This window comes from Rhizobium sp. Root708 (assembly GCF_001429725.1).
Classification (GTDB): Bacteria; Pseudomonadota; Alphaproteobacteria; order Rhizobiales; family Rhizobiaceae; genus Rhizobium.
On the sequence record NZ_LMHV01000001.1, the window covers coordinates 258,619 to 282,490 of the forward strand.

Sequence of the window (23,872 nt, forward strand, 5' to 3'; positions counted from 1 at the left end):
TCTGTTGGCTGGATTGTAACTCTTGGCCGTCTGCGGCCAAAGGGGTGAGCCATGTCCGCCGTCGAAACCTACGTCAAAGACGCAGAGCCAGCAGTTGCTTCCGCGCCGCTGATCGTCCACGTCATCCGCCAGTTCCTGCCGAACCGCGGGGGCTTGGAGGACGTTGTCTCAAACCTCGCAAAGCACACGCTCAAGAGAGGTTACCGCGTCCGGGTTGTTACGCTGGACTCGCTGTTCACAGTGCCCGACTCCAAACTGCCGGCTCATGAATTCATAAACGGCACGGAGGTCGTCCGTATCCCGTGGTCGGGCAGCACGCGATATCCGATCGCGCCGCAAGTGTTTCGCCACCTCTCCGACGCCGATCTCATCCACGTCCACGCGATCGATTTCTTTTACGACGCGCTCGCCTGGGGGCGACAGCTGCATCGAAAGCCGATGGTCGTCACCACGCACGGCGGCTTCTTCCACACGCCGAACTACGCATCCCTGAAGAAGGTGTGGTTTCAGACCATCACCCGCCTTTCGGCCATGGGCTACGACAAGGTCATCGGCTGCAGCATGTCCGATCTCCGGCAGTTCTCGAAGATTGCGCCGAGCCGGACCATCGTCATCGAGAACGGTGCCGATATCGGCAAGTTTGCCGACAAGGCTTCCCGGATCCCGCGGCGTCGGATCGTCACCATTGGCCGTTTCTCGGCGAACAAGCGTCTGGACAATCTCCTCAAGACCCTTGCCGCCTTGAGGACCCGATCGGAAGACTGGCATCTCGATATCGTCGGGGTGGAATATGACCTAAGCCGAAACGAGCTCATTGAGCAGGCCAAGAAACTCGGCATCGAAACGGCGGTCACGATCCACGTTTCGCCTGAAAACGACGCTATTCGCCAGATTATCTCCGGCGGGTCGATCTTCGCGTCGGCATCCGCCTACGAAGGCTTCGGCCTCGTTGCGCTGGAGGCGATGAGTGCAGGCCTCCTGCCCGTGTTGAACGCCAACGAAGCCTACAAGACGCTCGCGGATCGCCACGAACAGATCTCGGTAACGGACTTTTCCAATGCGGCGACAGCAGCCGACGCTCTGGACGCAGCCTTCCAACGTCTTCAGACAAGTGCGCCCGCAATTCGGGCGCAGCTGCTGAAAGAAGCAGGTGATTATTCCTGGGACGTCGTCGCGGACCGGTACATCTCGGTCTACGAGCAGTTGATCGCCGGCTAGGCCGGCCTTACCCCTTTGCCAGCCGAACGATTTCCTGGAAGACGGTCCGTCGTGATTCCGGCGGCGTAAGGTTGTGATCGGCATCCGCCAGCATCACCAGCCGGACGTTCGGATGGCGGGCGAACTTCCGGCCGCCCGGGCCGAAATGGAAGTACATGTGCTCGAGGCCGACATCGCCTTCACTGTAGATCAACGTTAGCGGCACCTTCCGCTTGCCGAAGATCGAAAACGACCGCTTGACCTCGACAGCGGTGTGACGACGGCCCGGCAGATATTCGATCAGCGGAGCGATACGCACCGACATACGGCGTGCGAAGGCAATGACCACGTTCTTGATCGCCGCCTTGATATCGATCTCGCCACGGATCAGGCGCTTGAACGTATCCATGCTCGCCAGCCGCTCGCCGTAATCCTCGAAGCTGCGTGGAACGGAAACCACGTGCCTCTTCTCGACGGCGAGGTCCGGATCCCAATAGAACACGAACGGATTGATCGACACCGCGGCTTTCAGCCGGTCGTCCGCGACGGCAGCGCGGATCGCCAGATATCCGCCGCTGCAACGCCCTGCCACCATGAGCGGGCCGGGCACGACAGTCTCCAGCAGATCCACGGCCGCGCGTGCATCCTCGTTCTGGGTGGCCGAATAGAGAATCTGAGCCGGTGCATCGGGGCGCGGCGGGCTATCGCCGGCATTTGCCGAATCGAAGCGCAGAGAGGCAATCCCCTCCAATGCCAGATTGCGGGCCATGTCGACGATCGTACGTCCCCAACCGCAATGGCGGTCGTAGGCGGTCGAAAGAAACAGAACGGCGTTGCCGCTTGCGGGTCCGATAGGACGGCAGATCACGCCGACGAGATGATTGAACTCACCGAAGCGTACCGGCACCTCTTCGAAACCGTTGCCCTTCAGCACCCCGGCATCGACAATCTGCACCGACCGTACCTCGCTGTTATCGAGCGACGTTTGCGCATCCATCCATTCGGCGAGCATGTGCACCGTGCCGAGCGGAACCTTGGCGAAAAGCGGATCGGTGACAAGATCGTCATAGCCATCGAATGACCGCTGCTCGACAGCAGCGCCGAGAGCGCTGAGTCCGTCCGCGAAAGCCGTTTCATCGGCACGCGCGGGACGCTCCAGGATAAGATAGCGAGGCGCGGCAATCTGTTCCGGCGTCCCGATCTTCAGCTTCGACAACTCGGCCGCAATACCATCCGGCAGCACGAGACCGGCAATGATGTGCTGGTCCTTCGGAAGATCGTCCTCGGTCAGGCCGAGATGATGATTGATGAACTTCGACCATGCGCTGAGCTCGCGCAGATAGGAACGCCCGTTGAGAACCGGGGCAAGCATGACGACGGCATCCAGGCCGTCGATCGTCTGGCCGATCCGCTGTGCCAGCGTCGCGCCTAGGCCTTGGGCCACGAAGATAATGCGATCGCACCCACTGAGCTCCTTGAGCTTCGAAGCGTGCGCGCGGATCGAATCTTCCCAGACCGCGAGGCTCGCGGGCGCAGCACCGAGATCGAGCGCATCGCCGGTACCCGGATAATCGAACCGTAGGCTCGGCACGCCAACGTCAGCGAAATGCTCGGCGGCAACGCGGAAGAAGCGCCGGGTGCACATTTCCTCAAACCCCCAGGGGTTGATGAAAAGCACCGCGGTCGAGCGCTTTCTGACGCCTGTGGTCTCAGGCTTGTAAAGCGCTACGGTCTGATCGGACGCAAATGGAAGCGCGGCCTCCCGGCCGGCGCCATCCGCGGTTCCCGCATAGAGATCTTCATCTGATTGCACGTCGGCTGGAGCCGTTTCTTCGGCTCTGTCGCGATTGACGGGAGCGATGAACTCCACAGCCTTCCTGGCGCGCCCCTTGAGCGAGCTGGGCATTTTATCCACGATTGAAAGCATAACCTCGGCATCCTCGGACGGAATTACGTTCAGGATATTCAATGCAACAATATAACCGAGCCCCCCGGCCGTTATTGCGATCAAAAGTCCAATAGAACCGTTTAGGAAGTGTAAAACTACGACGGCAATACAAGCGCAAATGGCCGCGGACGTCACCGTCTTCAATAGGCTTACGTATAGGCCCGAAAGCTGTTTCCCGAACCCTGTCTGACGAACCATGATCACACACATTATCGTGAAGACCGCGATTCTGACGACCGCAGCGCCCTCCGCGGCAAAATAAGGTATGACCGCCAGGCATCCGACCGTCATGATCGCGGCGGCAACAACACTGACGCGAACGCGATCGCGCACCCTGTCCATCGAAAGAAGATAGAGACTGAGAGTCTGCATGAAAGTGTAGGAGGGTGCCGCAAGCGCGAGCAGCGCCACGACAGTGCCGCTTCTCTCGAAAGCCTCACCGAAAATGACCCGGACCAATTCGCCCGAGATCGCCGCAAGTCCGAAGCTCATCGGCAGAATGATGTAAGCCATGCTGCGGGTAACGGCCGCGAAAACCTCGACCGGCAAAGCGCGGTCGTCGCTCGCGTGCCGCCTTTCGGAGTAATAAGGCAATAGGCTGCCGGTCATTTGTATGGGCAACTGCAGCGCGATGTTGGCGATCGACAGACCGACCGCATAGAAGCCGACCATCTCAACCGACCAGAACTGCTGCAGGAAGAGAATTTCGACCCTGTTCAGGAAGATCGAGTCGATCAGGAACTGCGTCGAGATCATGACAGACGAAGTCGCCAGATACTTCAGCGGCACGCCGCATCGGTCGCGCTTGGTGAATAGGATGGGCAGCGTCGCGACGAAGAACACGAGTTGTCCGAGCAGATAACCGACAAGCACGCCCTCGACGCCATAGAAGATTGCTCCCGCGCCGACGCCGACAAGCTGCAGGATGCAGACGCCGATCGCGAGCCTGAAGAAATCCCCGAGCCTGCGCTCGCTGATAAGGTAGAATTTGACGAACGACCCGATCGACTGGACGAAGAACAGCGCGGCGGTCACATAGGCGATCGACGGCGCCGTCTTTGCCCAGTGCATCTCTTCCGAAGTGAGGAAGAACAGGGTGTAGAGGCCAAGCAGCACGACCGTCGAGCACAGCATGACAGTGACGAGCAGCGACGCGAACCCAAGCCTGCGACGCGCGTCGAAACCGTCGGCCTGCAGCTGCGGCAGCGTCTTTCCGAGCGTAATGCTCGACCCCAGTTCGGCGATCGAGGCGCCTGTCACGACGAGCCAGAGCGAAAAGGCGATGATGCCGTTTGCTTCCGGTCCCAGGAGACGCGCGGTAATGATGGACGAAAGGAATCCGGTCAGCAGCAGCAGCATTCCTGCCGCTCCATTCATCATCGAATTCGCGATAATTCCCTTCGACATGTCAATCCTGTTCAAGGCCGTCAGATGCCGGCCATGCTAATGCGAAAGTCTTTCAAAATTGGTTTGCAAAGCCGGTCGATTTTTCCGAACCGTGCCGCTTAGAAGGCAAAGGATCGGGCGCAGCCGATGCTTGCGACTTTGCCGGATGGCACGTCTTCCTCGGTCTTCCCCGGCAACGGCACAAGCTCGACTCGCTTCGGTGCCCCCGGCGCGAGATGAAACCAGTCATCGCTTGCCCTGAACCCGTCTGCGGTCAGGTGGACCGATTGCGCAAGGCAGTCCGTCGTCAGATCGGCGAACCAGTGCTTGCCGTCGCGGGTGAGAGCGACGCTGATATCGGCATCATGGGATGCCTTGGCGCGGCCGATCGGGAAATAGAATGCATCCGCGACAACCAGCCCGCCATCCGGCAGGCGCAGTCGCGCAACGACCACATCATGCGACGGCGCCCCGAAGCGGAAGGCGTATGTCGTATCGAAAAATGCACCGAAAAGATCCGTGGCGGCAAAGGTTTCGCGGCTTCTCGGCTCCAGCGTCAGGATGCGTCCACCGCTGACGACGTGCTGCTTGCCGCGGCGAAGGCAAACGATCTCGAGATCAAGCTTTAGGATATGATTGGTTTCATTGATGACGTGGACGTCGAGCCCATTGGTTCCCTCGTCCGTCAAAACCACCTGCACGGGCCGGAACGCGCGTCGCATCGCGTACCAGATCGGCTTCGGCTCGCCTGTCGAATCGATCACACCCCAGCCTGGACCGGGAAGCAGATCCTGAAGCGTCCAGACCAGCGCGCCGTTGCATCGCGAACCGTTCCTGCGCCATTCCGCGAAGGTCTCTTCAAGCACCTCGCCGGTGACCGCCCGGGAGAGATCGAGATAGCGATCCTTGTCTTCGCGGCGCAGCACAGTGGGATCGACGTCATAGAGTTCGCCGAGATAGAAATCCCTGACATCCTCGAAATCCCATGAGGCGCCGCGATCGCGAGGCACGCGCGTCTTCCAGAGAGGGCTGTGGACCGGCGGCACGTCGAGATATCGCTGCAGCGTCTTTTGCTGCGGAACATTTGCGAAAGCGAGGCTCTCGGCAGCAAAGCGGACGTCGGCGCGACGCGCGTCGGCGAGCGGGCGCATGTAGGCGCCGACACCATAGTAATGCGTCACCGCCGCATTCGGCGAGAAAGGCATTGCTCCACCGAAAGGCGAGTTCGGAATGTAGGGCACATCGGGCCGCAACCGCGATGCGATTGCCGGAATGACTTCCTCGGTGATCGGGTTATTCCAGAACTCGGCGGGAAGTCCGAGCATTGCCGCCTGCTGATAGATCTCGCTGCCACCGCAAAGCACCGCGATCGAAGGAGACCCTTGGACGCCGTGCAGAAACTCCTCCACCTCGGCATGCACATGAGCCATGAACGCCTTGTCGTTCTTCGGATAGTCGAAGTTGGCGAACATGAAGTCCTGCCAGACGAGCAGCCCGAGCTCGTCACACAGGGCATAGAATTCCGGCGTTTCGTACGCCATGGTCCCGCCGATGCGGATCATGTTCATACCGGCCTCAGCGGCGAGGCGAAGGAACGGCTCGTAGTCATGCCGCTGGCCCGGCAGCCGCACGATGTCGGCGGTCGTCCAGACGGCGCCCCGGCAGAACACCGGCTCTCCGTTTAGGCGCAATCCAAAGCTCTTGCCGTCGTCGCCGTGGTCGACCTCGATCCGGCGAAACCCTGTTTTTCCCACATTGATCTCGACGCCATCGACGACGATCGAAAACGCATAGAGGTGCGGCTCGCCATGTGTATGAGGCCACCAGGCCTCGACGTCTGCCAGCCTGAGAATGGCGGAGTAGTGTTTCTCTCCCACCTTCTCGAACGGCTGCTCGCGACCGGCACATCGCAGCATCAGACTTGGATTGTCGACATCGGCATAGAGCGAAACGCTGAGCTTGCCGGTTCCATCCGCTTCGAGTGTCGCCCGCACGGAGACATTGTCGATCGAAACCACATCGCGCCGAACGAGCGTCACAGCACGCCAGGGTCCGACAGCATGAATTTCCGGGCACCATCCGGGCATCCGACCAAGCAGTGTCGTCCGGACGTTTTTCAGACCCTGTGGCGCAATCATCTGTGGCCGCCACCGGGCGCGCGGACCGCTCTCGGACAATCGCGGCGCCAGCGCGCGAAAACACATGGCCAACTCGTCGCCGCCCGAAAGCGTGACGGGAATCTCGTGCATCGTGAACATGCTTTCGGAGGCGAGGATTTCCTGGCCGTTCAGAAAGACGTGGCAGAGCGTCGCAAGACCCTCGAACCGGAGAATGGCATCTCCCGGCGGGGTGTCGAATAGGCGGCAGACATACCAGGCATCCTGCGTGTCGAGCGGCCGCGGATTCTCGCGGTCGAACAGGCCGGCTCTCTCCAGGGCCGCAGCAACAGTACCGGGCACCTCGGCAGGAATGACATGTCCGGATAGCGGCAACTCATGCGGCGAGGCGCAGGCGCCCGGCTCCGTCAGCACCAGATTCCAGCCTTCGCTGAGCGGAGTCGTTTCCGCTCCTATACTCGCCAGTCTCCCCCGCATCGTCAGGCCCTCGGCTTCACAGACGCTCCGCAAGCGAAGCCATCATGGAATCCCATGCATCTGCGGCAGGATCAAGTACAGTCGCCAAAGGCTCGAACTTCTTGCGGGTCACGGCGCGCGCGAGCTGGAACTGGACAGACTTTGCGACCTCGGAAATCCGGCGGGCATGATCGACGGCGACCGAGAATTCATCTTTGGAAAGCCAAAGCAGGTGATCCGCCGCAAGTTCGAAGTTGGCGCCAAACTGCCGCAACGTGTTGAAGGCGTATTTGTGGAAGAAGCCGAACGGACGCTCTGCAACCGCCTCTACCTGTTGAGGAAACACGCTTGCAAAGGCGCGGATCGGGTTCGACGACGGACGGCGCTTGAAATGGGTTGCAAGCAGGCGTCTTGCCACGTCGAGAACCTCGGCTTGCGGCTTCACTCTCTCAGGGAATTTGGCAAACTCGGTATAGGGAAGGAACGGCGGATTCGTCTCCGAGAGATGAAACTGGAAAAGTCCGTCGAAATCGTCGCCCTGCAACGCGTGATACCCGCCGTTGTGGAAATACTCGATCCGCTTGCTGGTGAAGTCGAGACGGTTGATTGCAACCGTCGTCTTGCCGTGCTCGGTCCTGTAGGCCGTGCCCAGCGTATCCGGCATGTAGAAGGAGTCCATTTCGAGCAGGCAAAGCCGGCCACGCGCGATCTGCGTCTCGACGTGCCGATGCACCTCGTCGAAAATCGCGAGCTCCGTCACGCGGATATCGTAGAGTGCCTCCAGATCTTCGAGAGGCACCTTGAAGAAGGTGAACTGGTCGCCTTCGAAATCCTGCGTCAAGGTGAAGCCAAGCATGGCTTCCGGCGAAACGCCGGCAGCGCTCAGCACCTCGATCCAGAGGTCGACGTAGCAGTTGGTCTCCGGCCACATGCGCTCGCTTGAATGCAGGGCATGTGGCTCGTAGCCCTCCGGGCGAATCCCCGGGAACACAGCTGTCATGGATACGCTCAGCCCCACAGCGCTTGACGCACCTTTGCCGGCCACGCCTTAACGTCGAGCCCGTGGTGATGGAAAAGCGCAAGAGCGATACGCTCAAGCCCGAAGCCCACGCACGCCGTATGCGCGACACTGCCATCTTCAAGGTTGAGGCCCCACTTCGCGCCGAAGGCATCCTGATGATAGTTGAAGCTCATGCAGGCGGTGGGCTTGCTGACCGAGGTGATCGGGATCAACAGCTCGAACTTCAGGTTCTGGTCGCGCTGATTGTTGGCAAGCATCTTACCGGCGCGACCGAAGAAAGGATCGTTTGCGACGTCGATCGTAACATCGAGTCCCACGGCACTCATCATCTCGACGCCGCGGTCCATCCACCGCTGGCGGAAGTCGGTGACGTGCTGCTCGGTACCCATGCAGACATATTCCCGCATCCGGAAGAGCTGCTGGCGCGCTGGATCCTGCGACGGCTCATGACGGAAGCAATAGGATTGCAGGTCGAACAGGCCGCCCGAAGCCGGCAGGCGACCGCGCTTGGCAACGGTCGGATAGAGCGGATAGCAGGCGGCAGGCGTCAGAACGATGTCCGTGGCCTTCTGCTCCGCCGTCCAGTCTTCACCCACTTCCATGCATTGAAGAAGATTGACGTGATCGAGTTCGTTGCCGCAGAAGCTGTGGACGGTGCCCGCCAGCTGCGGAAAGCTCTTCATGTAGCCGCTCTTTTCGAAGAACGCGCGGTTCATGCCAGGCGGAAAACGCATGGCTTCAGCGCCATCCGCACCACCAAACTTATCGATCAAACGTTCGAAGGCAGCGATGACGTCTTCGAACTGCCCGCTACGGCCGTAGAGGCCATCGACCCCGGTATCGATGAGAAGTCCCGATTCGAAAAGTCGATCGAGAAACGTCACTTGTGCATCCATGTCATCACCCCAGTAGACTTGTGTCCTGCTTGTGGACCAGGAGCATGCTCGATGTGTTTCCGAGTATGCGGTCGTTGGAAATCATAAGTTGCGCGGAATGTGCATCGCGCAGATGACGGCCCACACTGAAAGGCGTGCCATTCTTGTATCCCATGATGCCGCAGATCAGCATCACATGATTGATGATCTCGAGAATCGTCTCCGACGAGGCGATCTTGACGTTGTTCATCGCCACCGCAAAACCCATCGACGAGAGCTTGTCAGCGTCGCTCTTGGCGTTTTCGTATGCCTTCAGCCCGGCGACCACGTTGGATCGAACCATCTGTAGAAGATTGGAAACCTCGGCAAGGCGCAGCGCACCTGGCGGTGGCGAACCCGGCGACTTGCGCGCCGCGGCTCGTACGAATGCCTGGGCGCGCGCGACCGCATCGACCGCGATACCGTACCAGACGCTGCTCCAGAGGAGATGCGAGGAGGCGAGCATCGACTGCGCCGCGATTTCTGCAAACGGCTTCGGCAAAATCTGGTTGGCCGGCGCCTCACCCTTGAAAAGGAAACCGTCGGAACAGGTTCCGCGCATGCCGAGCGTGTTCCAGACGTGGGTCTTTTCGAGCGTGTATTGATCGCGCAGGAAGACGGTCAGAACCTGATCCGAAGACGCGGCATCCGCATGAGCGCGGGACGTGATCATGATCGCATCGGCATGGGAGCCGTATGAAATGACTGTTGCATCCTTTTCGAGACGGCAGATATCGCCCTCGATCGAAATGGCGCAAATGCTGTTTCGAAGATTGCCGCCGATACCACCCTCGGTGGTCGCGGATGCGACGAGCAGCTGCTCGGATGCCACGCGGCGCATGAAGGAGCAATGCCATTCGCTGCTGTCGCCGTGCTCGACAAGGCTGCAGAGCTTGATGTGGTGCATGGCGAACACCATCGCGGCGGCCGAACAGGCCTGACCCAGCATCGAGCAAAGCTCGGCGATCTGCGCAATGGTTGCACCCTCCCCGCCGAACTGGCTGGGGATCTGGATGCCGAGCAGCCGTTCGGCTTTCATCGCCTCCACGGCCTCGGTCGGGAATCTCGCTTCAAAATCAACGGAGTCCGCGTGCTTGGCAGCGATTGCCGCAACCCGCGAAACCCTGACACTCAAATCTTCTTCCGTGATTTTGACCGGGATGTTCATCTAGGCAACCTTCCGGCTGTCTTTGATGACTTCGATCGTCTTGGCAATCGCCGAAATGCTGGCGAAAGACTTTCGGTTCAAAAGGTTATCCGGGAATTCGATGTCGAACGCTTCCTCGATGCCGAGCATCAGCTGTACGGAAGCAAAGGAAGTGAGACCCGCTGCGTAGAGATCCGCATCGTCCGCCACTTGGTCAACGGCGACAGGGAGCTTACCGAACTTGACCAGAAGTTCGCGGATTGTCGTATTCATTCGTAATATCTCCAAGATCATCATATCCCGAGGGGGCAACTAACGCCGCAATAACACTAGCTCTATTCGCGAAAAGCCAAGATTCCCCTAAATGACGTAGTTAAAGGAAAATAACCCCGGTCATTAAAAACCAAGAAGCGAGCGCAGGCGCGCAAGAAAATCGAGAGATACCAAAAACTTAACTTGGAGGCCGCGTGAACGGCGACGCCTGTCGTGCGCGACAAATCGTCCTGATTCAGTACGTCTTTCGCGTGGCTGAACTATCAGGTAGGCGGATAGGTATGCTCGCGCCCCTGGAAGTCGGAAACGACATAGCATCCATCCTCCATATGCCGGATCGGCTGCGCCCCAATGGCTGCTTTGCCGTAACCGCCGGGTATATCGAGAATATAGGTCGGCTGGCAGAGTCCGGAAATCCGACCTCTCAGCGCGGCAACGATCTTCTGCCCCTCCTCGATGGTCAGGCGGAAATGGCTGGTTCCTGGCGCAAGGTCGGGGTGGTGGAGATAGTATGGCTTCACGCGCGTCTCGACAAAGGCCCGCATCAACTCGGCAAGCACCGAAGGATCGTCGTTGACGCCCTTCAGGAGCACCGACTGGCTGACCATGGCAATACCCGCATCGACAAGGCGACCGCAGGCAGCCCGCGCCTCATCCGTCATTTCGCGCGGATGATTGGCATGCAGGGCGACATAGACCGTCTTGCCGCTACGTTTAAGGGCGTCGATCAGGGCCGCATCGATCTTCTCGGGGTCGACGACGGGAACGCGCGTGTGAAACCGGACAATCTTGACGTGACCGATGGATGCGAGCTCATCCATGATGTCACCTAGGCGGCGAGGCGACAGCACCAACGGATCGCCGCCTGTCAGAATGACCTCCCATATCTCCTCGTGCGACCGGATGTAGTCGAACGCAGCCGTCATCGCCGCCGCGTCGAGCGTCCCGAGTCCCTGGGGGCCGACCATTTCCCGCCGGAAGCAGAAGCGGCAGTAAACCGGACAGACGTGCACAGCCTTGAGGAGCACTCGATCCGGGTATCGATGCACGATCCCTTCCACCGGGCTATGCGCGTGATCGCCGATCGGATCCGCTCGCTCTTCGGGAGTGACGTGGAGTTCCGCGGCATCAGGCACGAACTGAAGCGCGATGGGATCGGCGGGATCAGCGGGATCGATCAGCCCCGAAATGGTCGGCGTGACCGCGATCGCGTAGCGCGCGGCTACCTTCTCAAGCTCAGCCTTATCCCGGCCCTGAAGCAAACCGGCTTCGGCAAGGTCGTTGAGAGACTTGATCGGCCTGACGACATTCATCGCCCATACTCCGCGACAGGCGCCCACAATACCTGGTCGAGCCGCGAGGCGCCGGTGGCAAGCATCGCCAGACGATCGAAGCCGAGGGCGATACCGCTCGCATCCGGCATGATCGCCAGCGCATCCAGAAAATCCTCGTCAACCGGATAGGTCTCGCCGTAAATCCGCGACTTTTCCGCCATTTCGATCTCGAAACGGCGGCGCTGTTCGACGGGGTTCGTCAGCTCACCGAAACCGTTCGCCAGTTCGACACCACACATATAGGCTTCGAAACGCTCGGCGACGCGGGGATCACGCGTGGAAGGCTTCGCGAGCGCTGCTTCCGAGACGGGATATTCGTCGAGGATCGTCATGCGCCCGACACCAAGATGCGGCTCCACGCGTTCAACCAGAACACGGCTGAAGACGTCTGCCCAACCGTCGTCATCGGCAACGCGAATCCCGTTGTTTCTTGCGTCTGATGCCAGACGCTCCGTATCGGTGGACCCATCGGACGAAATCGATGCCAGCAGGTCGATATCGGCAAACCGGTCGAATGCCGCGGCAACGCTCAGCCTTTCCGCTTCCGCGAACGGATCGCACTCCTTGCCACGATAGACGAACTTCGGATTCTTTGTCGTTTCGGCAGCAAGAGCGACGATCCTCGAGCAATCGTCCATCAAGCTCTCATAGCTCTCGTCCGTTCGGTACCACTCGAGCATCGTGAATTCGGGATGGTGAAGAGGCCCGCGCTCACGATTGCGGTACACATGCGCAAAACACGCAATACGCCGCTCGCCGGCGGCCAGCAGCTTCTTGCATGCGAATTCCGGCGAGGTGTGGAGATAAAAAGGCGTCGCCTGCCCGTCGGTCGTCAGCGCTTCGGTGACAAAAGCATGAAGATGCGCTTCGTTTCCCGGAGAAACCTGCAGCGCAGCCGTGTCGACCTCGACGAAGTCCTCGCTCAGGAAATAGCCCCGCACAGCCAGTTGAACCGCATTCCGACCCATCAGGAACGGGCGACGGTCCGTATGAACGCTGGGCGTCCACCAGGGAGAGACATTAGTGATCGAAGCTTTCATTCGAACAAGTCCTGACCGATCAGTCAATCCAGGGCTGGCAATTTGCCGGATTTTAGGTTAGTTGCGCCCCCAAAGAACATCTGATTGCGTCTCCGGGACCATTTCGACAGTCCTCTACGACGCCAAAAGCCCAGTTACAAGGAACTCTTATGGTCAAGGTCATCGCCTCTTCCGTCCGCAAGGGCAACGTCCTCGATGTGGACGGCAAGCTTTACGTCGTTCTGACGGCCAACAACTTCCACCCGGGCAAGGGCACGCCGGTCACTCAGGTCGACATGCGCCGCATCGTCGATGGCGTAAAAGTTTCCGAGCGCTGGCGTACGACCGAACAGGTCGAGCGCGCCTTCGTGGAAGACGTCAACCACCAGTTCCTTTACGAGGACGGTGAAGGCTTCCACTTCATGAACCCGGAGAACTACGACCAGATCGTCGTCGACAACGACACCATGGGCGACCAGAAGGCCTATCTGCAGGAAGGCATGGTCTGCATTCTGTCGATGCACGAAGGCATCGCACTCGCGCTGCAGCTGCCGCGCCACGTGACGCTCGAGATCACCGAGACCGAGCCGGTCGTCAAGGGCCAGACGGCATCGTCTTCCTACAAGCCGGCCATGCTGTCGAACGGCGTCCGCACCTCCGTCCCGCCGCACATCGATGCCGGCACCCGCGTCGTGATCGCGACGGAAGACAATTCCTACGTCGAACGCGCAAAGAACTAATCAGCGGGACGCAAAGTCGCGTCTTCGCTGATGCGACTTGCCACTCCTGAATGCCACCGAATTCAAACGCCGCTCATGCCTAGATATCGTAGGTGTGGGCGGCGTTTATCGTTGATATGAAGCGCTTGGTGCGCTCGCGTTCCGGCGCGGTGAAGATGTTCCGCGCGCTGCCTGTCTCGACGACACTGCCGGCTTCGAGGAAAACCACGTCATTGGCGATCTTCGACGCAAGACGCAGGTCGTGCGTCGCCATCACCATGGTCGTACCCTCGCTGGCGAGGCGACCGAGGACGTCGACAACTTCGGCCGAGAGTTCGGGATCGAGCGCCGAGGTTGGCTCATCGCAGAGAAGAACGCGAGGCGATGGAGCAAGCGCACGGGCGATCGCCACGCGCTGCTGCTGGCCACCCGACAGCGTCGAAGGCCAAGCGTCGGCCTTGTGTGCCATGCCGACCTTCGTCAGCAGTTCCATCGCCCGTTCGCGGGCCTTTTCCTTCGGCCACTTCAGAACGGTAATGAGACCCTCCATCACATTCTCGATGGCCGTCTGGTGCGGAAAGAGCTGGAAATTCTGGAACACCATGCCGGTCTGTCGGCGGATCTTCTGGATCGCCTGCCAGCCCGTCTTCTGGCCAGGCGCGAAGCTCAGCGTTTCATCGCCGAGGCGGATCGTACCTGCTGTCGGGATCTCCAGCAGGTTGATGCAACGGAGCAACGTGCTCTTGCCGCCGCCCGAGGGACCGACCAGCGCCGTGACATTGCCCTCCGGAATGCGGATGCTGATGTCCTTGAGGATGATGGCGTCGCCGAAGCGCTTTTCGATGTGAGAAAGCTCGATCATGCGTTTGCCTCCAGCATGCCGCCGTAGCGGGCGAAGCGACGCTCAAGACGAACCTGCAGCGCGGACAGAACCGAGCTCAGAGCAAGGTATATGAACGCCGCCTCGATATAGAGAATAAGCGGCTCGTAGGTGGTCGCGACGATACGCTGCGCTGCCTGGAACAGCTCCGGCACCGTAATGGCGGCCGCAAGCGACGTGTCCTTGACCAGCGAGATGAATGTATTGGAGAGCGGCGGCACGGCGACGCGTCCGGCCTGCGGCAGGATCGTGCGGCTCATTGCCTGACGCCAGCTCATGCCGATCGAATAGGCGGCCTCCCACTGCCCCTTGGGCACGGACGAAATGACGGCGCGGATGATCTCCGAGCTATACGCGCCGATATTGAGCGTGAAGCCGATGAGGGCGGCCGGGAAGGCATCAAGCAGGATGCCGATGCTGGGCAAGCCATAGAAAATCACGAAGAGCTGAACGAGAAGCGGCGTGCCTCGGATGACCCAGACGTAGAAACGGGCGATGGCAACCAAAGGGGCAACGCCGAAGAGCCGGGCGATGGCAGTGGCAAGGCCGAGAACCAGCCCGAAGGTGAAGGACAGCAATGTCAGCGGAATGGTGAAGACCAGCCCGGCCCACAATAGGGGCACGAGCGAATCCGCCATCAATTGAAGCCAGTGCGGCACGGGCGTTCCCTTTCGCGGTTTATGCGTTGACGTGGAATACCCCTGCCCAACCCCTTCCCACAAGGGGGGAGAGGCTCGGAGGATGCGCCGTTTGCGCCAAAATGCCGTTAAGCGCCGGCGCTCATGTTGGACTTAGTTGGAAAGCGCCCAATAAAAAGCCCCTCCCGCTTGTGGGGAGGGGTTGAGGAGGGGACATTCCCTGTAGCCTGGACTTACTTCGAAACGTCCTGACCGAAATACTTGTCGGAAATTTTCTTGTAGGTGCCATCAGCCTTGATGTCGGTCAGCGCCTTGTTGATAGCTTCCAGCAGTTCCGGTTCGCCCTTGCGGATGATGATGCCGGAATAGTCGGCATTTTCCTGCTGGGCGGCGATCTTTACCGGGGCGTCGGGCTTGTGCTTCTTGAAGTCGAGAAAGGACAGGCTGTCGTTGATCGTTGCGTCTGCGCGCTTGGTTAGAACGAGCTGGATCGACTGGTCGAAACCGTCGGTACCGACGAGCTCGGCGCCAGACTGTTCGGCAAGCTTGCCGAAGTTGCTGGTCAGCGACTGCGCCGACTTCTTGCCCTTAAGATCCGCAAAGCCCTTGATGCTGTCGTCGCCCTCGCGAACGATGAGCACAGCCTTCGAGGCGATGTAGGGCTCGGAGAAATCATACTTCTGCTTACGCGCGTCGGTGATGCCGACCTGGTTGATGACGGTGTCGTAGCGCTTGGCATCGAGACCGGCGATCAGACCGTCCCATTTGCCCTCGACGAACTCGGCCTTGACGCCGAGCTTGGCAGCAACCGCTTCGCCGATCTCGACATCGAAGCCGACGAGCTTGCCGCTGTCGTCATGATAGGTGAACGGGGCGTAGGTACCCTCGGTGCCGATCTTGAACACACCTGATGACTTCACGGCGGCGAGGTTTTCGCCAGCGACGGCGGGAAGGAGCACAGCGGCCTGAATCAGGGCTGCAGCGGCGATGGTTTTCAGGAGGTTCATTTTTCTATCCAATTCACGAGGTGTGTTCGATGCGTTGAAAATTGCAGAAAATAGGGCGCCGCGATGCGCAGAAAACTGCGAAGAAAATCGGCATCTGCGAAAAATTTTCTCATTTATCGCAGATTTCGTACCGAGTGTTTCATTTTGTGAATTGCAAAAACAATGAGCGACTGGCAATGCATGTTTGTGCACGTTTGTACGTGTTGTCATCTGATTTCAATCTTTCAGGGCAAATCGGCATGAACGGAAATGAACTGCTGCTGGCAGAACGGCAAAGCGCGATTGCGCGCAAGCTGCAATCGGACGGCCGAGTCATCGCCGCCGAACTTGCGGCGGAATTCGGCGTTTCGGAGGATACGGTCCGGCGCGACCTCCGCGAAATGGCAGCAGCCGGCCTTTGCGAACGGGTCTATGGCGGTGCGCTACCGGTATCGCCCGCCGGCGGAACGCTCAGCCACCGCGCCACTCAGGCGCCGGATCGAAAGCAGTCGCTGGCGGTCGCCGCCGTTTCCGAGATCGCGCCGGGTTCTACGGTCTTCTTCGATGCAGGCAGCACCAATCTTGCGATCGCTGCGGCGCTTCCGATCGACATGGTGCTGACAGCTGCGACGAACGCGCCGGCAATTGCCTCGGCCTTGCTTGAGAAGCCGGGCCTGAATGTCGTTTTGATCGGCGGATTGCTCGACAGGCAGGTGGGAGGCTCGCTGGGTGCCAAGGCAATGCGCGATATGGAGGCCTTGTCGCCCGATCTCTGCATCCTGGGCGCCTGCGGCATCGATTTGACATCAGGCGTCACGACCTTCGGCTTCGAAGATGCCGAGTTCAAGCGCTTTGCTGCATCGCGCAGCAGGCGCGTGTTGGTCGCTGCAACCTCCGAGAAATTCGGCACGGCCGCCCCCCATGCCGTGCTGCCGGTTGCCCATTGCGAATGCCTCGTCGTCGAGCGCGACGCCGATCCGGAGATGCTCGTCCAATACCGCGATCGCGGGTGCAGAACAGTGGTGGCTGGGTAAGCCACACTCATACGTCAATCCGGCATCGGCCAGGGAGGCAGTTGCCGTCGGAAAATGGATGAAATGATGGACAATCACGTCAACACAGCGCTTCCGGCAAGAAGCGGCTACGTCACCAGGAACAGGACGGCGGTGTCGCTGCTGTTCCTGATCAACGGCTTCACGGTCGGTTCCTGGGCGCCGAAGATTCCCGAGTTCGCCGAGCGGCTGGAGCTAAGCAAGTTTCACCTCGGGCTGATGATCCTGGTGCTCGGGATTGGCTCGCTGACGCTGATGCCGATTGCCGGCGCGCAGATCGCCCGGCGTGGATCGCGGGTCGTGTCGCTCGCGATGGCGGTCTGCCTGCTGCCCGGCCTGCTGGCGCTGACGCTGGCGCCCAATATCGTGACGGCGGCGATCGCGATCTTCCTGTTCGGCGGGTTCATGGGCGCCATGGATGTCGCCATGAACGCTAATGCCGTTGCCGTCGAGCAATCGATGCGGCGGGCGATCATGTCGTCCTGCCACGCCTTCTGGAGCCTTGGCGGCTTAATCGGCGCCGGCCTCGGCGGGCTTTTGATCGCGCATTTCGGCGTGTTCGCGCATGCGGTCGTCGCCACGGCTCTCGCCACCATCACGCTTGCCGTTGCCTGGAACATGATCCTTGCCGACCAGCCGCATCCCGACACGAAGAAGGAGAAGACGCGGTTGCCGATGGTGCCGCTGCCCTGGCTGCTTGGCCTTGTCGCGCTCTTCTCGATGATGCCTGAGGGTGCGGTGCTCGATTGGGGCGCGCTTTACCTGCGCGAGGAACTCGGTGCCTCAATCGCGCTCTCGGGCTTCGGCTTCGCGGCCTTCTCGCTGACGATGGCGGCGATGCGGTTTGCCGGCGACCTCGTTCGTGATCGCCTGGGTGGCGTCATGACGCTCAGGATTTGCACCCTGTTCGCCATCGCGGGCATGCTTCTCGCAGGCTTCGCGCCGAATGCGGAGATTGCCATCCTCGGCTTCGCCTTCTGCGGCATCGGTATCTCCAACATGGTACCGATCGCTTTCTCGGCGGCGGGCAACATTCCGCATCTGAAGGCCGGTATCGGTATCTCCGTCGTCACCACCATGGGCTATTCCGGCATGCTGGTGGCGCCGTCGGCGATAGGCTTCGTGGCGGAGCATGTCGGCTTCTCCGTCGTGTTCATGGCGCTGCCGGTGCTGCTCCTCGTCGTGCTGGCGCTTTCCAATCTGGCGCGCTACGCCGACGGCATTTCCGGTGGCGGACACTGAGGCGGACGTCAAACAAAGTGATGGATGCCGCGGGTTGACAAGCGGACGGTCATGATCCACCTGAAAGGCACGAAATTTAAGGGTTCAAGAGCTCTATCCATGTCTTCAGCTACGGATTTTGATCCGAAACCGCGCCGCGCATCCGTCGCCGTCGATGTCGGCGGCGTCATCGTCGGAGGCGGCGCGCCCGTTGTCGTCCAGTCGATGACCAATACGGATACGGCCGATATCGACGCCACGGTCGCCCAGGTGGCCGCGCTCTACAAGGCCGGCTCCGAACTCGTTCGCATCACCGTCGACCGTGATGAAAGCGCTGCCGCCGTGCCGCGCATCCGCGACCGTCTGCTGCGTCTCGGCATGGACGTGCCTTTGGTCGGCGACTTTCACTATATCGGCCACAAGCTGCTTGCCGATCATCCCGATTGCGCCGAGGCGCTGGCGAAGTACCGGATCAATCCCGGCAATGTTGGCTTCAAGGACAAGAAGGACAAGCAGTTCGGCGACATCATCGAGATGGCGATCCGCTACGACAAGCCTGTGCGTATCGGCGTCAACTGGGGTTCGCTCGACCAGGAACTGCTGACCGCGCTGATGGACCAGAACTCGGCGACCGGTTCGCCGCTTTCGGCGCGCCAGGTCACCCGCGAGGCGATCGTGCAGTCGGCGCTGATCTCCGCCAATCTTGCCGAAGAGATCGGCCTGCCGCGCAACCGCATCATTCTGTCGGCCAAGGTCAGCCAGGTGCAGGACCTGATCGCCGTCTATTCCATGCTGTCGGAGCGCTCCGATCACGCGCTGCATCTCGGCCTCACCGAAGCCGGGATGGGCACCAAGGGCATCGTCGCCTCTTCCGCCGCCATGGGCTATGTGCTGCAGCACGGGATCGGCGATACGATCCGCGTGTCGCTGACGCCGGAGCCGAATGGCGACCGCACGCGCGAAGTGCAGGTGGCGCAGGAAATCCTGCAGGTCATGGGCTTCCGCCAGTTCATTCCTGTCGTCGCGGCTTGTCCCGGCTGCGGCCGCACGACGTCGACGGTGTTCCAGGAATTGGCGCAGAACATTCAGAACGACCTGCGCAAAAACATGCCTGTCTGGCGCGACAAGTATCCGGGTGTCGAGGCGCTCAACGTCGCGGTCATGGGCTGCATCGTCAACGGCCCCGGTGAAAGCAAGCATGCCGATATCGGCATTTCGCTGCCGGGAACGGGCGAAAGCCCGTCGGCGCCCGTCTATATCGACGGGCAGAAGGCTATGACACTGCGCGGCCCGAATATCGCGTCCGATTTCGAGGCGCTGGTCGCCGATTACATCGAAAAGCGTTTCGGCCAGAACAGGACGGCGGCGGAGTAATCCGCGCCGTCGCTTTCCCTATCCAAAATCAGATCCGGCTGGTGAGCAGCTTCAGCCCTGCGAAGCAGTAGAAGGCCGCCATGGCACCTTCGATCCAGCGACGCAGGCTTGAATAGATCCTCAGTGCCTGCGGTGTCGAGAAGAGCACTGCGTAGCCCATGAAGACGATGAAGCCCGTCGTCAGGCAGATGCCGACGATCAGGCCGGCGACGGATGCCGGCGCGCCCTGCGGCATGCCGAGGGCGATGATTGCCAGCCATGCGAAGATCGCCTTCGGGTTGGTAACGTGAATGCCGTAGCCGCGCAGAAGCAGCGCACGCGTCGACATGTTCTTCGGTGTCGTGGCTTGCTGGATATCGGGGTTGGCGCGCACGGCCTTGAAGGCCTTGTAGGCAAGGTAGAGCAGATAGAGGCCGCCGAAGATTTTCAGGATCTCGAGCGCCACCGCATAGGTGTTGAGGATGGTGGCAAGCCCGAGGGCGGCAGCGCAGGCCCAGGTGAAGGAGCCGGCGAAAATGCCGAGCGAGATCGTCATGCCGGCCTTGCGGCCATGCACCATGGATGTCGAGACGATCGCCATGATGGCCGGGCCGGGGCTGATGACGGCGACGATATAGGCGATGTAAGCCGGAAGGATCTGCGGCAGGTAGCTCAGGGTCTCGTGCATGGATGCCTCGTGTTTGCCGGCACACGCCAGCGTCTCGGCTGCCGAGCTTATGCGACGCATTTCCTTTGAGGCAAGGCACCCGGAGGCCAGCCCGGAAGAAATCTTGTCACGGTCACATTTCAGCTTTTGCGATTGGCCACGAACCGCGCGGCATCAGCAAGCACCTTTCCTCGCTCGCCGTAGGGAGCGAGGAGCTCTTCGGCTTCTTGAACAAGCCGGTTGAGGGTCGCCTCTGCCCAGGCAAGCCCATGCAGCCCGACCAACGTGCCCTTGCCCCGGCTCGCGTCCTTGCCGGTGGCCTTGCCCATCGTCGCCGCGTCCGCCGTCAGATCAAGAACGTCGTCGGCGAGCTGGAACGCGAGACCGATCTTCTCGCCGTAAAGCCGCAGCCGGGCACGATCGTTAGCCGGCGTGCCTGCAATAATTGCGCCCGCTTCGCAGGCAAAACGGATGAGCGCGCCTGTCTTCATGGCCTGTAGGGTGACGATCCCCTGCTCGTCCGGGCTCTCTTTTTCCGCCGCGAGGTCGAGGGCCTGACCGCCGGCCATGCCGCCCACACCCGCCGCACGCGCCAGAGCGAGCACCAGAGCGACCTTGCTCGATTCCGCTAGAGCGCCTCGCGTCGAGGCGATGATGTCGAAGGCGTAGGTCAGCAGACTGTCGCCGGCGAGAATTGCCGTCGCTTCGTCGAAGGCGATATGCACGGTCGGCTTGCCACGGCGAAGATCGTCGTCATCCATGGCCGGCAGATCGTCATGCACCAGCGAATAACAGTGCACACATTCAAGCGCGGCGGCGACCCTCAGGGCCGCATCGCGGTCCCCCCCGAACAATGCCGCCGCCTCGACAACGAGAAATGGCCGCAGCCGCTTTCCGCCGTTGAGGACGGCATAGTGCATGGCAGCACGCAAGCGTTCCGGTCGGGCGATCTCGTCGGTCAGCACCTCTGTCGACAGCAATCTGTCGAGCAGCGCCTCGATCGCGGTCGCATTGGAGGACAATCGGCTTTCGAAGGTGTCAATGTTTGCGCTCATGGCGGGCTGTTTGGCACGAGCGGGCTTGAGCTTGCAACGGAATTGTCGATCACTTGTCCAAGATTTCCTTTGTCTCTGGCAATGCCTGTTTTGAGGCGGTATGGAGAGACAGGGAACAAGACTGGGTCGGGGAATTGGACATCACGCCAGAGACAGAGGACAGCAGCGCCGTGCCGTTCCACAGGCGCATCCTTCTGTGGCTGAGAGGTCGCCCGGTCATGATGCGTATCGTCCTTGCCTTGGCTGCGCTCGCCATTATTCCCTACGCGCTTATCGTCCTCTACCTGATCCCCTTCATCCACCCGGTTTCGACGTTGATGCTGCGCGATCTCGTGCTGTTGCGGGGTTACGACCGCCAATGGGTATCGATCGACAAGATCTCGCCGGTGCTGGTGCAGTCGGTCATGATGTCGGAAGATGGCCAATACTGTTTTCACGGCGGCGTGGATTGGGCGGAAATGCGCATGCTGGTTTCCGACACGCTCGCAGGCCATTCGACCCGTGGCGGCAGCACCATACCGATGCAGACCGCCAAAAACCTTTTTCTCTGGAACAGCCGGTCTTTCGTCCGAAAGGCGCTCGAGTTGCCGCTGGCCGTCACGGCGGATTTCGTCTGGTCGAAACGCCGCCTGATGGAAATCTACCTGAACATTGCCGAATGGGGACCGGGGATCTACGGTATCGAGGCGGCCGCGCGCCATCACTTCAAGGTGCCTGCTTCGAAGTTGAGCAGCCGCCAGGCGGCGTTGCTCGCCGTATCGCTCCCCAATCCGATCGACCGCAATGCCGGCAAACCCGGCCGCGGGCTGCGCCGGCTGGCCGCAGTCATCGAAAGGCGCGCCCGCAGCTCCGGCGAATATGTCAGGTGCATCTACGACTAGGGGAGGCCGATCCCTCGGCTGTGTCATCCGACAGTCGTGATCGGGACGTATGGACGTGCCTCCCGTCGAAACCCCGGACAATCTCCCCATGGCTTCCCCCTTCTCGCCCTCCCTGCTCCGCTATTCCAGCACGCACAATCCCGCTCCGATCCCGCATCTCGACACGCGCTATGACGACGCCGGCGAGTTTCTTCCCGAACCCGGCAACACCGTCGTCTGCCATCTGGTGGACGGTTCGCGCTCACAAAGCGCAATCGTGCGTGCACGCCAAAAATTCCTGATGATGGAGGAAGCGTCCCAGTTTGCATTCACGCCGGTTTCAAGCCTGCACATGACGCTGTTTCAGGGCATTATCGAGTACCGCCGTCGGTTGCCTTTCTGGCCGCAGGACGTATCCCTCGACACCGATATCAACCGGATGAGCGAGATCTACCTGTCCCGCCTGCAGTCCTTTCACGCACTCGAGCCCTTTCGCGTCGAGGTAACCGAGGTCACGCCCGTCGGCCTGACCATGGCGGGCGCATCGGTCCAGGACCGCAAGTCGCTCGCGGCGTGGCGGAGCGCCTTTGCCGAGGTGTTCGGATACAGACACCCGGATCACGATTCCTATGCGTTCCACGTTACTTTCTGCTACCCGATAAGAAGGCTTGATGACGAAGCACTGCCGCGATGGCAGGCAATGTTGGACGAGTCGCTGGAGGAGTTGCGCGAAAGCGCGCCGACGATAGAGTTGAGGCCACCGGCGTTCTGCACCTTCGAGGATATGAATCATTTCGAGGAACGGCTGATATTCGATATCGATAACTGATCGAAGGAACGGATTTGGAGAAGCTTACACTCTACATCGGCAACAAGAATTATTCGTCATGGTCATTCCGTCCCTGGATCGCGATGACGGCGGGCGGCATTCCGTTCGAGGAAGTGGTTGTGCCATTCGATTTCGCGACCGGAAACCAGCACTTCAAGGAATTTTCGCCGACCGGACAGGTGCCGGTTCTGGTGCATGGAGATGTCCGCATCTGGCAATCGCTCGCCATCATCGAATACGTTGCCGAGCTTTTCCCCGAGGCCCGGATCTGGCCCAAGGAGCGGGACAAGCGCGCAGTAGCGCGGGCCGCCTCCATGGAGATGCTGTCCGGCTTCCAGCATCTTCGCAGCGCCTGCCCGATGAACATCCGGCGGCCAAAAGGCAAGATAGCGTTGGCGGATGGCGTGATGGCGGATGTAGCACGCATTGAAGCGATCTGGCGCGACCTCCGCGCGCGCTCGGGCGGGCCGTTCCTTCTCGGAACGTTTTCGGGAATTGATGCTATGTTCGCCCCGGTCGTCAATCGCTTCGATATTTACGACCTCGTCAGCGCCAGCGACACGCTGAGCTACATTGCCGAGGTGAAGGCTCATCCTGCCTGGCGATCCTGGGAAGAAGCCGCCCGCGCCGAGCCCTGGATTGTTCAGGAAGACGAGGCCTGAAGAAGAATCTGGGGAATCTCAAAAAATACGCTTGGGGACTGGTCAAGTCCCTACAAGGCATGTATAAGCGCGCAAAATTTCCGAAATCGCGATACGTCGTTTCGGCCGCCGGTCTGGCCGTTGGATGTGTTCGCCCGT

At 60.5% G+C, this 23,872-nt stretch carries 21 protein-coding genes; 8 read left to right on the top strand and 13 right to left on the bottom strand.

The window, feature by feature from the left end:
- Positions 1-51: 51 nt before the first annotated feature.
- On the top strand, positions 52-1,218 hold the full coding sequence (locus ASE04_RS01275; RefSeq protein WP_056810683.1) for a glycosyltransferase family 4 protein: 1,167 nt from the start codon (positions 52-54) through the stop codon (positions 1,216-1,218).
- Positions 1,219-1,225: 7 nt separating this feature from the next.
- Here the strand turns inward: ASE04_RS01275 and ASE04_RS01280 are convergent, their stop codons facing one another.
- The 8 genes from ASE04_RS01280 to epmA all read right to left on the bottom strand — a co-directional run bounded on the left by ASE04_RS01280 (position 1,226) and on the right by epmA (position 12,833).
- A complete protein-coding gene (locus ASE04_RS01280) occupies positions 1,226-4,552 on the bottom strand; it encodes an oligosaccharide flippase family protein (protein WP_056810688.1) in 3,327 nt (1,108 codons plus the stop codon).
- A 98-nt stretch (positions 4,553-4,650) separates the two neighbouring features.
- Entirely contained in the window at positions 4,651-7,125 is a 2,475-nt protein-coding gene (locus ASE04_RS01285) for a glycoside hydrolase family 2 protein (protein WP_056810690.1), read from the bottom strand.
- Between the two features lie 16 nt (positions 7,126-7,141).
- Positions 7,142-8,122 carry a DUF1839 family protein gene (locus ASE04_RS01290; RefSeq protein ID WP_082597219.1) on the bottom strand — a complete coding sequence of 327 codons (981 nt, stop codon included), beginning with the start codon at positions 8,120-8,122 and terminating at the stop codon, positions 7,142-7,144.
- Positions 8,113-9,021, bottom strand: a complete 909-nt coding sequence (locus tag ASE04_RS01295) for an amino acid--[acyl-carrier-protein] ligase (protein WP_056810696.1) — start codon at positions 9,019-9,021, stop codon at positions 8,113-8,115. Before ASE04_RS01295 ends, ASE04_RS01290 begins: the two co-directional genes overlap by 10 nt.
- A gap of 4 nt (positions 9,022-9,025) precedes the next feature.
- Positions 9,026-10,207 carry an acyl-CoA dehydrogenase family protein gene (locus tag ASE04_RS01300; RefSeq protein WP_056810699.1) on the bottom strand — a complete coding sequence of 394 codons (1,182 nt, stop codon included), beginning with the start codon at positions 10,205-10,207 and terminating at the stop codon, positions 9,026-9,028.
- A complete protein-coding gene (locus ASE04_RS01305) occupies positions 10,208-10,459 on the bottom strand; it encodes an acyl carrier protein (protein WP_056810702.1) in 252 nt (83 codons plus the stop codon).
- A 263-nt stretch (positions 10,460-10,722) separates the two neighbouring features.
- Positions 10,723-11,772, bottom strand: coding sequence for a lysine-2,3-aminomutase-like protein (locus tag ASE04_RS01310; protein WP_056810705.1), 1,050 nt, complete (start codon positions 11,770-11,772; stop codon positions 10,723-10,725).
- Positions 11,769-12,833 carry an EF-P lysine aminoacylase EpmA gene (gene epmA / locus ASE04_RS01315; protein WP_056810709.1) on the bottom strand — a complete coding sequence of 355 codons (1,065 nt, stop codon included), beginning with the start codon at positions 12,831-12,833 and terminating at the stop codon, positions 11,769-11,771. Before epmA ends, ASE04_RS01310 begins: the two co-directional genes overlap by 4 nt.
- A 149-nt stretch (positions 12,834-12,982) precedes the next feature.
- On the opposite strand from epmA, the gene efp reads away from it, so the two are divergent.
- The gene (gene efp / locus ASE04_RS01320; RefSeq protein ID WP_056810712.1) at positions 12,983-13,552 is read left to right on the top strand and encodes an elongation factor P; all 570 of its coding nucleotides are present in this window, start codon (positions 12,983-12,985) and stop codon (positions 13,550-13,552) included.
- Between the two features lie 79 nt (positions 13,553-13,631).
- On the opposite strand, the gene ASE04_RS01325 is transcribed toward efp, so the two are convergent.
- From ASE04_RS01325 to ASE04_RS01335, 3 genes are all read right to left on the bottom strand, one after another.
- Positions 13,632-14,393 (bottom strand): amino acid ABC transporter ATP-binding protein, encoded by a 762-nt coding sequence (locus ASE04_RS01325; RefSeq protein WP_056810715.1) that lies wholly within the window; start codon positions 14,391-14,393, stop codon positions 13,632-13,634.
- A complete protein-coding gene (locus ASE04_RS01330) occupies positions 14,390-15,070 on the bottom strand; it encodes an amino acid ABC transporter permease (protein WP_056810718.1) in 681 nt (226 codons plus the stop codon). Before ASE04_RS01330 ends, ASE04_RS01325 begins: the two co-directional genes overlap by 4 nt.
- Positions 15,071-15,282: 212 nt before the next feature.
- Positions 15,283-16,056 carry an amino acid ABC transporter substrate-binding protein gene (locus ASE04_RS01335; RefSeq protein WP_056810721.1) on the bottom strand — a complete coding sequence of 258 codons (774 nt, stop codon included), beginning with the start codon at positions 16,054-16,056 and terminating at the stop codon, positions 15,283-15,285.
- Between the two features lie 239 nt (positions 16,057-16,295).
- Between ASE04_RS01335 and ASE04_RS01340 the strand changes: the two genes are divergently transcribed.
- The 3 genes from ASE04_RS01340 to ispG all read left to right on the top strand — a co-directional run bounded on the left by ASE04_RS01340 (position 16,296) and on the right by ispG (position 19,682).
- The gene (locus ASE04_RS01340; RefSeq protein ID WP_056810724.1) at positions 16,296-17,069 is read left to right on the top strand and encodes a DeoR/GlpR family DNA-binding transcription regulator; all 774 of its coding nucleotides are present in this window, start codon (positions 16,296-16,298) and stop codon (positions 17,067-17,069) included.
- Positions 17,070-17,135: 66 nt separating this feature from the next.
- On the top strand, positions 17,136-18,329 hold the full coding sequence (locus ASE04_RS01345) for an MFS transporter (protein WP_056811300.1): 1,194 nt from the start codon (positions 17,136-17,138) through the stop codon (positions 18,327-18,329).
- Between the two features lie 99 nt (positions 18,330-18,428).
- Positions 18,429-19,682, top strand: a complete 1,254-nt coding sequence (gene ispG, locus ASE04_RS01350) for a flavodoxin-dependent (E)-4-hydroxy-3-methylbut-2-enyl-diphosphate synthase (protein WP_056810727.1) — start codon at positions 18,429-18,431, stop codon at positions 19,680-19,682.
- A 28-nt stretch (positions 19,683-19,710) separates the two neighbouring features.
- Here the strand turns inward: ispG and ASE04_RS01355 are convergent, their stop codons facing one another.
- Positions 19,711-20,349, bottom strand: a complete 639-nt coding sequence (locus ASE04_RS01355; protein ID WP_056811303.1) for a LysE family translocator — start codon at positions 20,347-20,349, stop codon at positions 19,711-19,713.
- Between the two features lie 119 nt (positions 20,350-20,468).
- A complete protein-coding gene (locus ASE04_RS01360) occupies positions 20,469-21,383 on the bottom strand; it encodes a polyprenyl synthetase family protein (protein ID WP_056810732.1) in 915 nt (304 codons plus the stop codon).
- Between the two features lie 134 nt (positions 21,384-21,517).
- Between ASE04_RS01360 and mtgA the strand changes: the two genes are divergently transcribed.
- From mtgA to ASE04_RS01375, 3 genes are all read left to right on the top strand, one after another.
- Entirely contained in the window at positions 21,518-22,264 is a 747-nt protein-coding gene (gene mtgA, locus ASE04_RS01365; RefSeq protein ID WP_056810735.1) for a monofunctional biosynthetic peptidoglycan transglycosylase, read from the top strand.
- Between the two features lie 88 nt (positions 22,265-22,352).
- Positions 22,353-23,072 (top strand): DUF1868 domain-containing protein, encoded by a 720-nt coding sequence (locus tag ASE04_RS01370; RefSeq protein WP_056810738.1) that lies wholly within the window; start codon positions 22,353-22,355, stop codon positions 23,070-23,072.
- Between the two features lie 14 nt (positions 23,073-23,086).
- Entirely contained in the window at positions 23,087-23,734 is a 648-nt protein-coding gene (locus ASE04_RS01375) for a glutathione S-transferase family protein (RefSeq protein ID WP_056810741.1), read from the top strand.
- Positions 23,735-23,872: the final 138 nt, after the last annotated feature.

What these genes read in the sequence shown, in the direction of transcription:
- ASE04_RS01275 (WP_056810683.1), top strand. Translation starts at nt 52, where the DNA reads ATGTCCGCCGTCGAAACCTACGTCAAAGACGCAGAGCCAGCAGTTGCT.
- ASE04_RS01280 (WP_056810688.1), bottom strand. Translation starts at nt 4,552, where the DNA reads ATGTCGAAGGGAATTATCGCGAATTCGATGATGAATGGAGCGGCAGGA.
- ASE04_RS01285 (WP_056810690.1), bottom strand. Translation starts at nt 7,125, where the DNA reads ATGCGGGGGAGACTGGCGAGTATAGGAGCGGAAACGACTCCGCTCAGC.
- ASE04_RS01295 (WP_056810696.1), bottom strand. Translation starts at nt 9,021, where the DNA reads ATGGATGCACAAGTGACGTTTCTCGATCGACTTTTCGAATCGGGACTT.
- ASE04_RS01300 (WP_056810699.1), bottom strand. Translation starts at nt 10,207, where the DNA reads ATGAACATCCCGGTCAAAATCACGGAAGAAGATTTGAGTGTCAGGGTT.
- ASE04_RS01305 (WP_056810702.1), bottom strand. Translation starts at nt 10,459, where the DNA reads ATGAATACGACAATCCGCGAACTTCTGGTCAAGTTCGGTAAGCTCCCT.
- ASE04_RS01310 (WP_056810705.1), bottom strand. Translation starts at nt 11,772, where the DNA reads ATGAATGTCGTCAGGCCGATCAAGTCTCTCAACGACCTTGCCGAAGCC.
- epmA (WP_056810709.1), bottom strand. Translation starts at nt 12,833, where the DNA reads ATGAAAGCTTCGATCACTAATGTCTCTCCCTGGTGGACGCCCAGCGTT.
- efp (WP_056810712.1), top strand. Translation starts at nt 12,983, where the DNA reads ATGGTCAAGGTCATCGCCTCTTCCGTCCGCAAGGGCAACGTCCTCGAT.
- ASE04_RS01325 (WP_056810715.1), bottom strand. Translation starts at nt 14,393, where the DNA reads ATGATCGAGCTTTCTCACATCGAAAAGCGCTTCGGCGACGCCATCATC.
- ASE04_RS01335 (WP_056810721.1), bottom strand. Translation starts at nt 16,056, where the DNA reads ATGAACCTCCTGAAAACCATCGCCGCTGCAGCCCTGATTCAGGCCGCT.
- ASE04_RS01340 (WP_056810724.1), top strand. Translation starts at nt 16,296, where the DNA reads ATGAACGGAAATGAACTGCTGCTGGCAGAACGGCAAAGCGCGATTGCG.
- ASE04_RS01345 (WP_056811300.1), top strand. Translation starts at nt 17,136, where the DNA reads ATGGACAATCACGTCAACACAGCGCTTCCGGCAAGAAGCGGCTACGTC.
- ispG (WP_056810727.1), top strand. Translation starts at nt 18,429, where the DNA reads ATGTCTTCAGCTACGGATTTTGATCCGAAACCGCGCCGCGCATCCGTC.
- ASE04_RS01355 (WP_056811303.1), bottom strand. Translation starts at nt 20,349, where the DNA reads ATGCACGAGACCCTGAGCTACCTGCCGCAGATCCTTCCGGCTTACATC.
- ASE04_RS01360 (WP_056810732.1), bottom strand. Translation starts at nt 21,383, where the DNA reads ATGAGCGCAAACATTGACACCTTCGAAAGCCGATTGTCCTCCAATGCG.
- ASE04_RS01370 (WP_056810738.1), top strand. Translation starts at nt 22,353, where the DNA reads ATGGCTTCCCCCTTCTCGCCCTCCCTGCTCCGCTATTCCAGCACGCAC.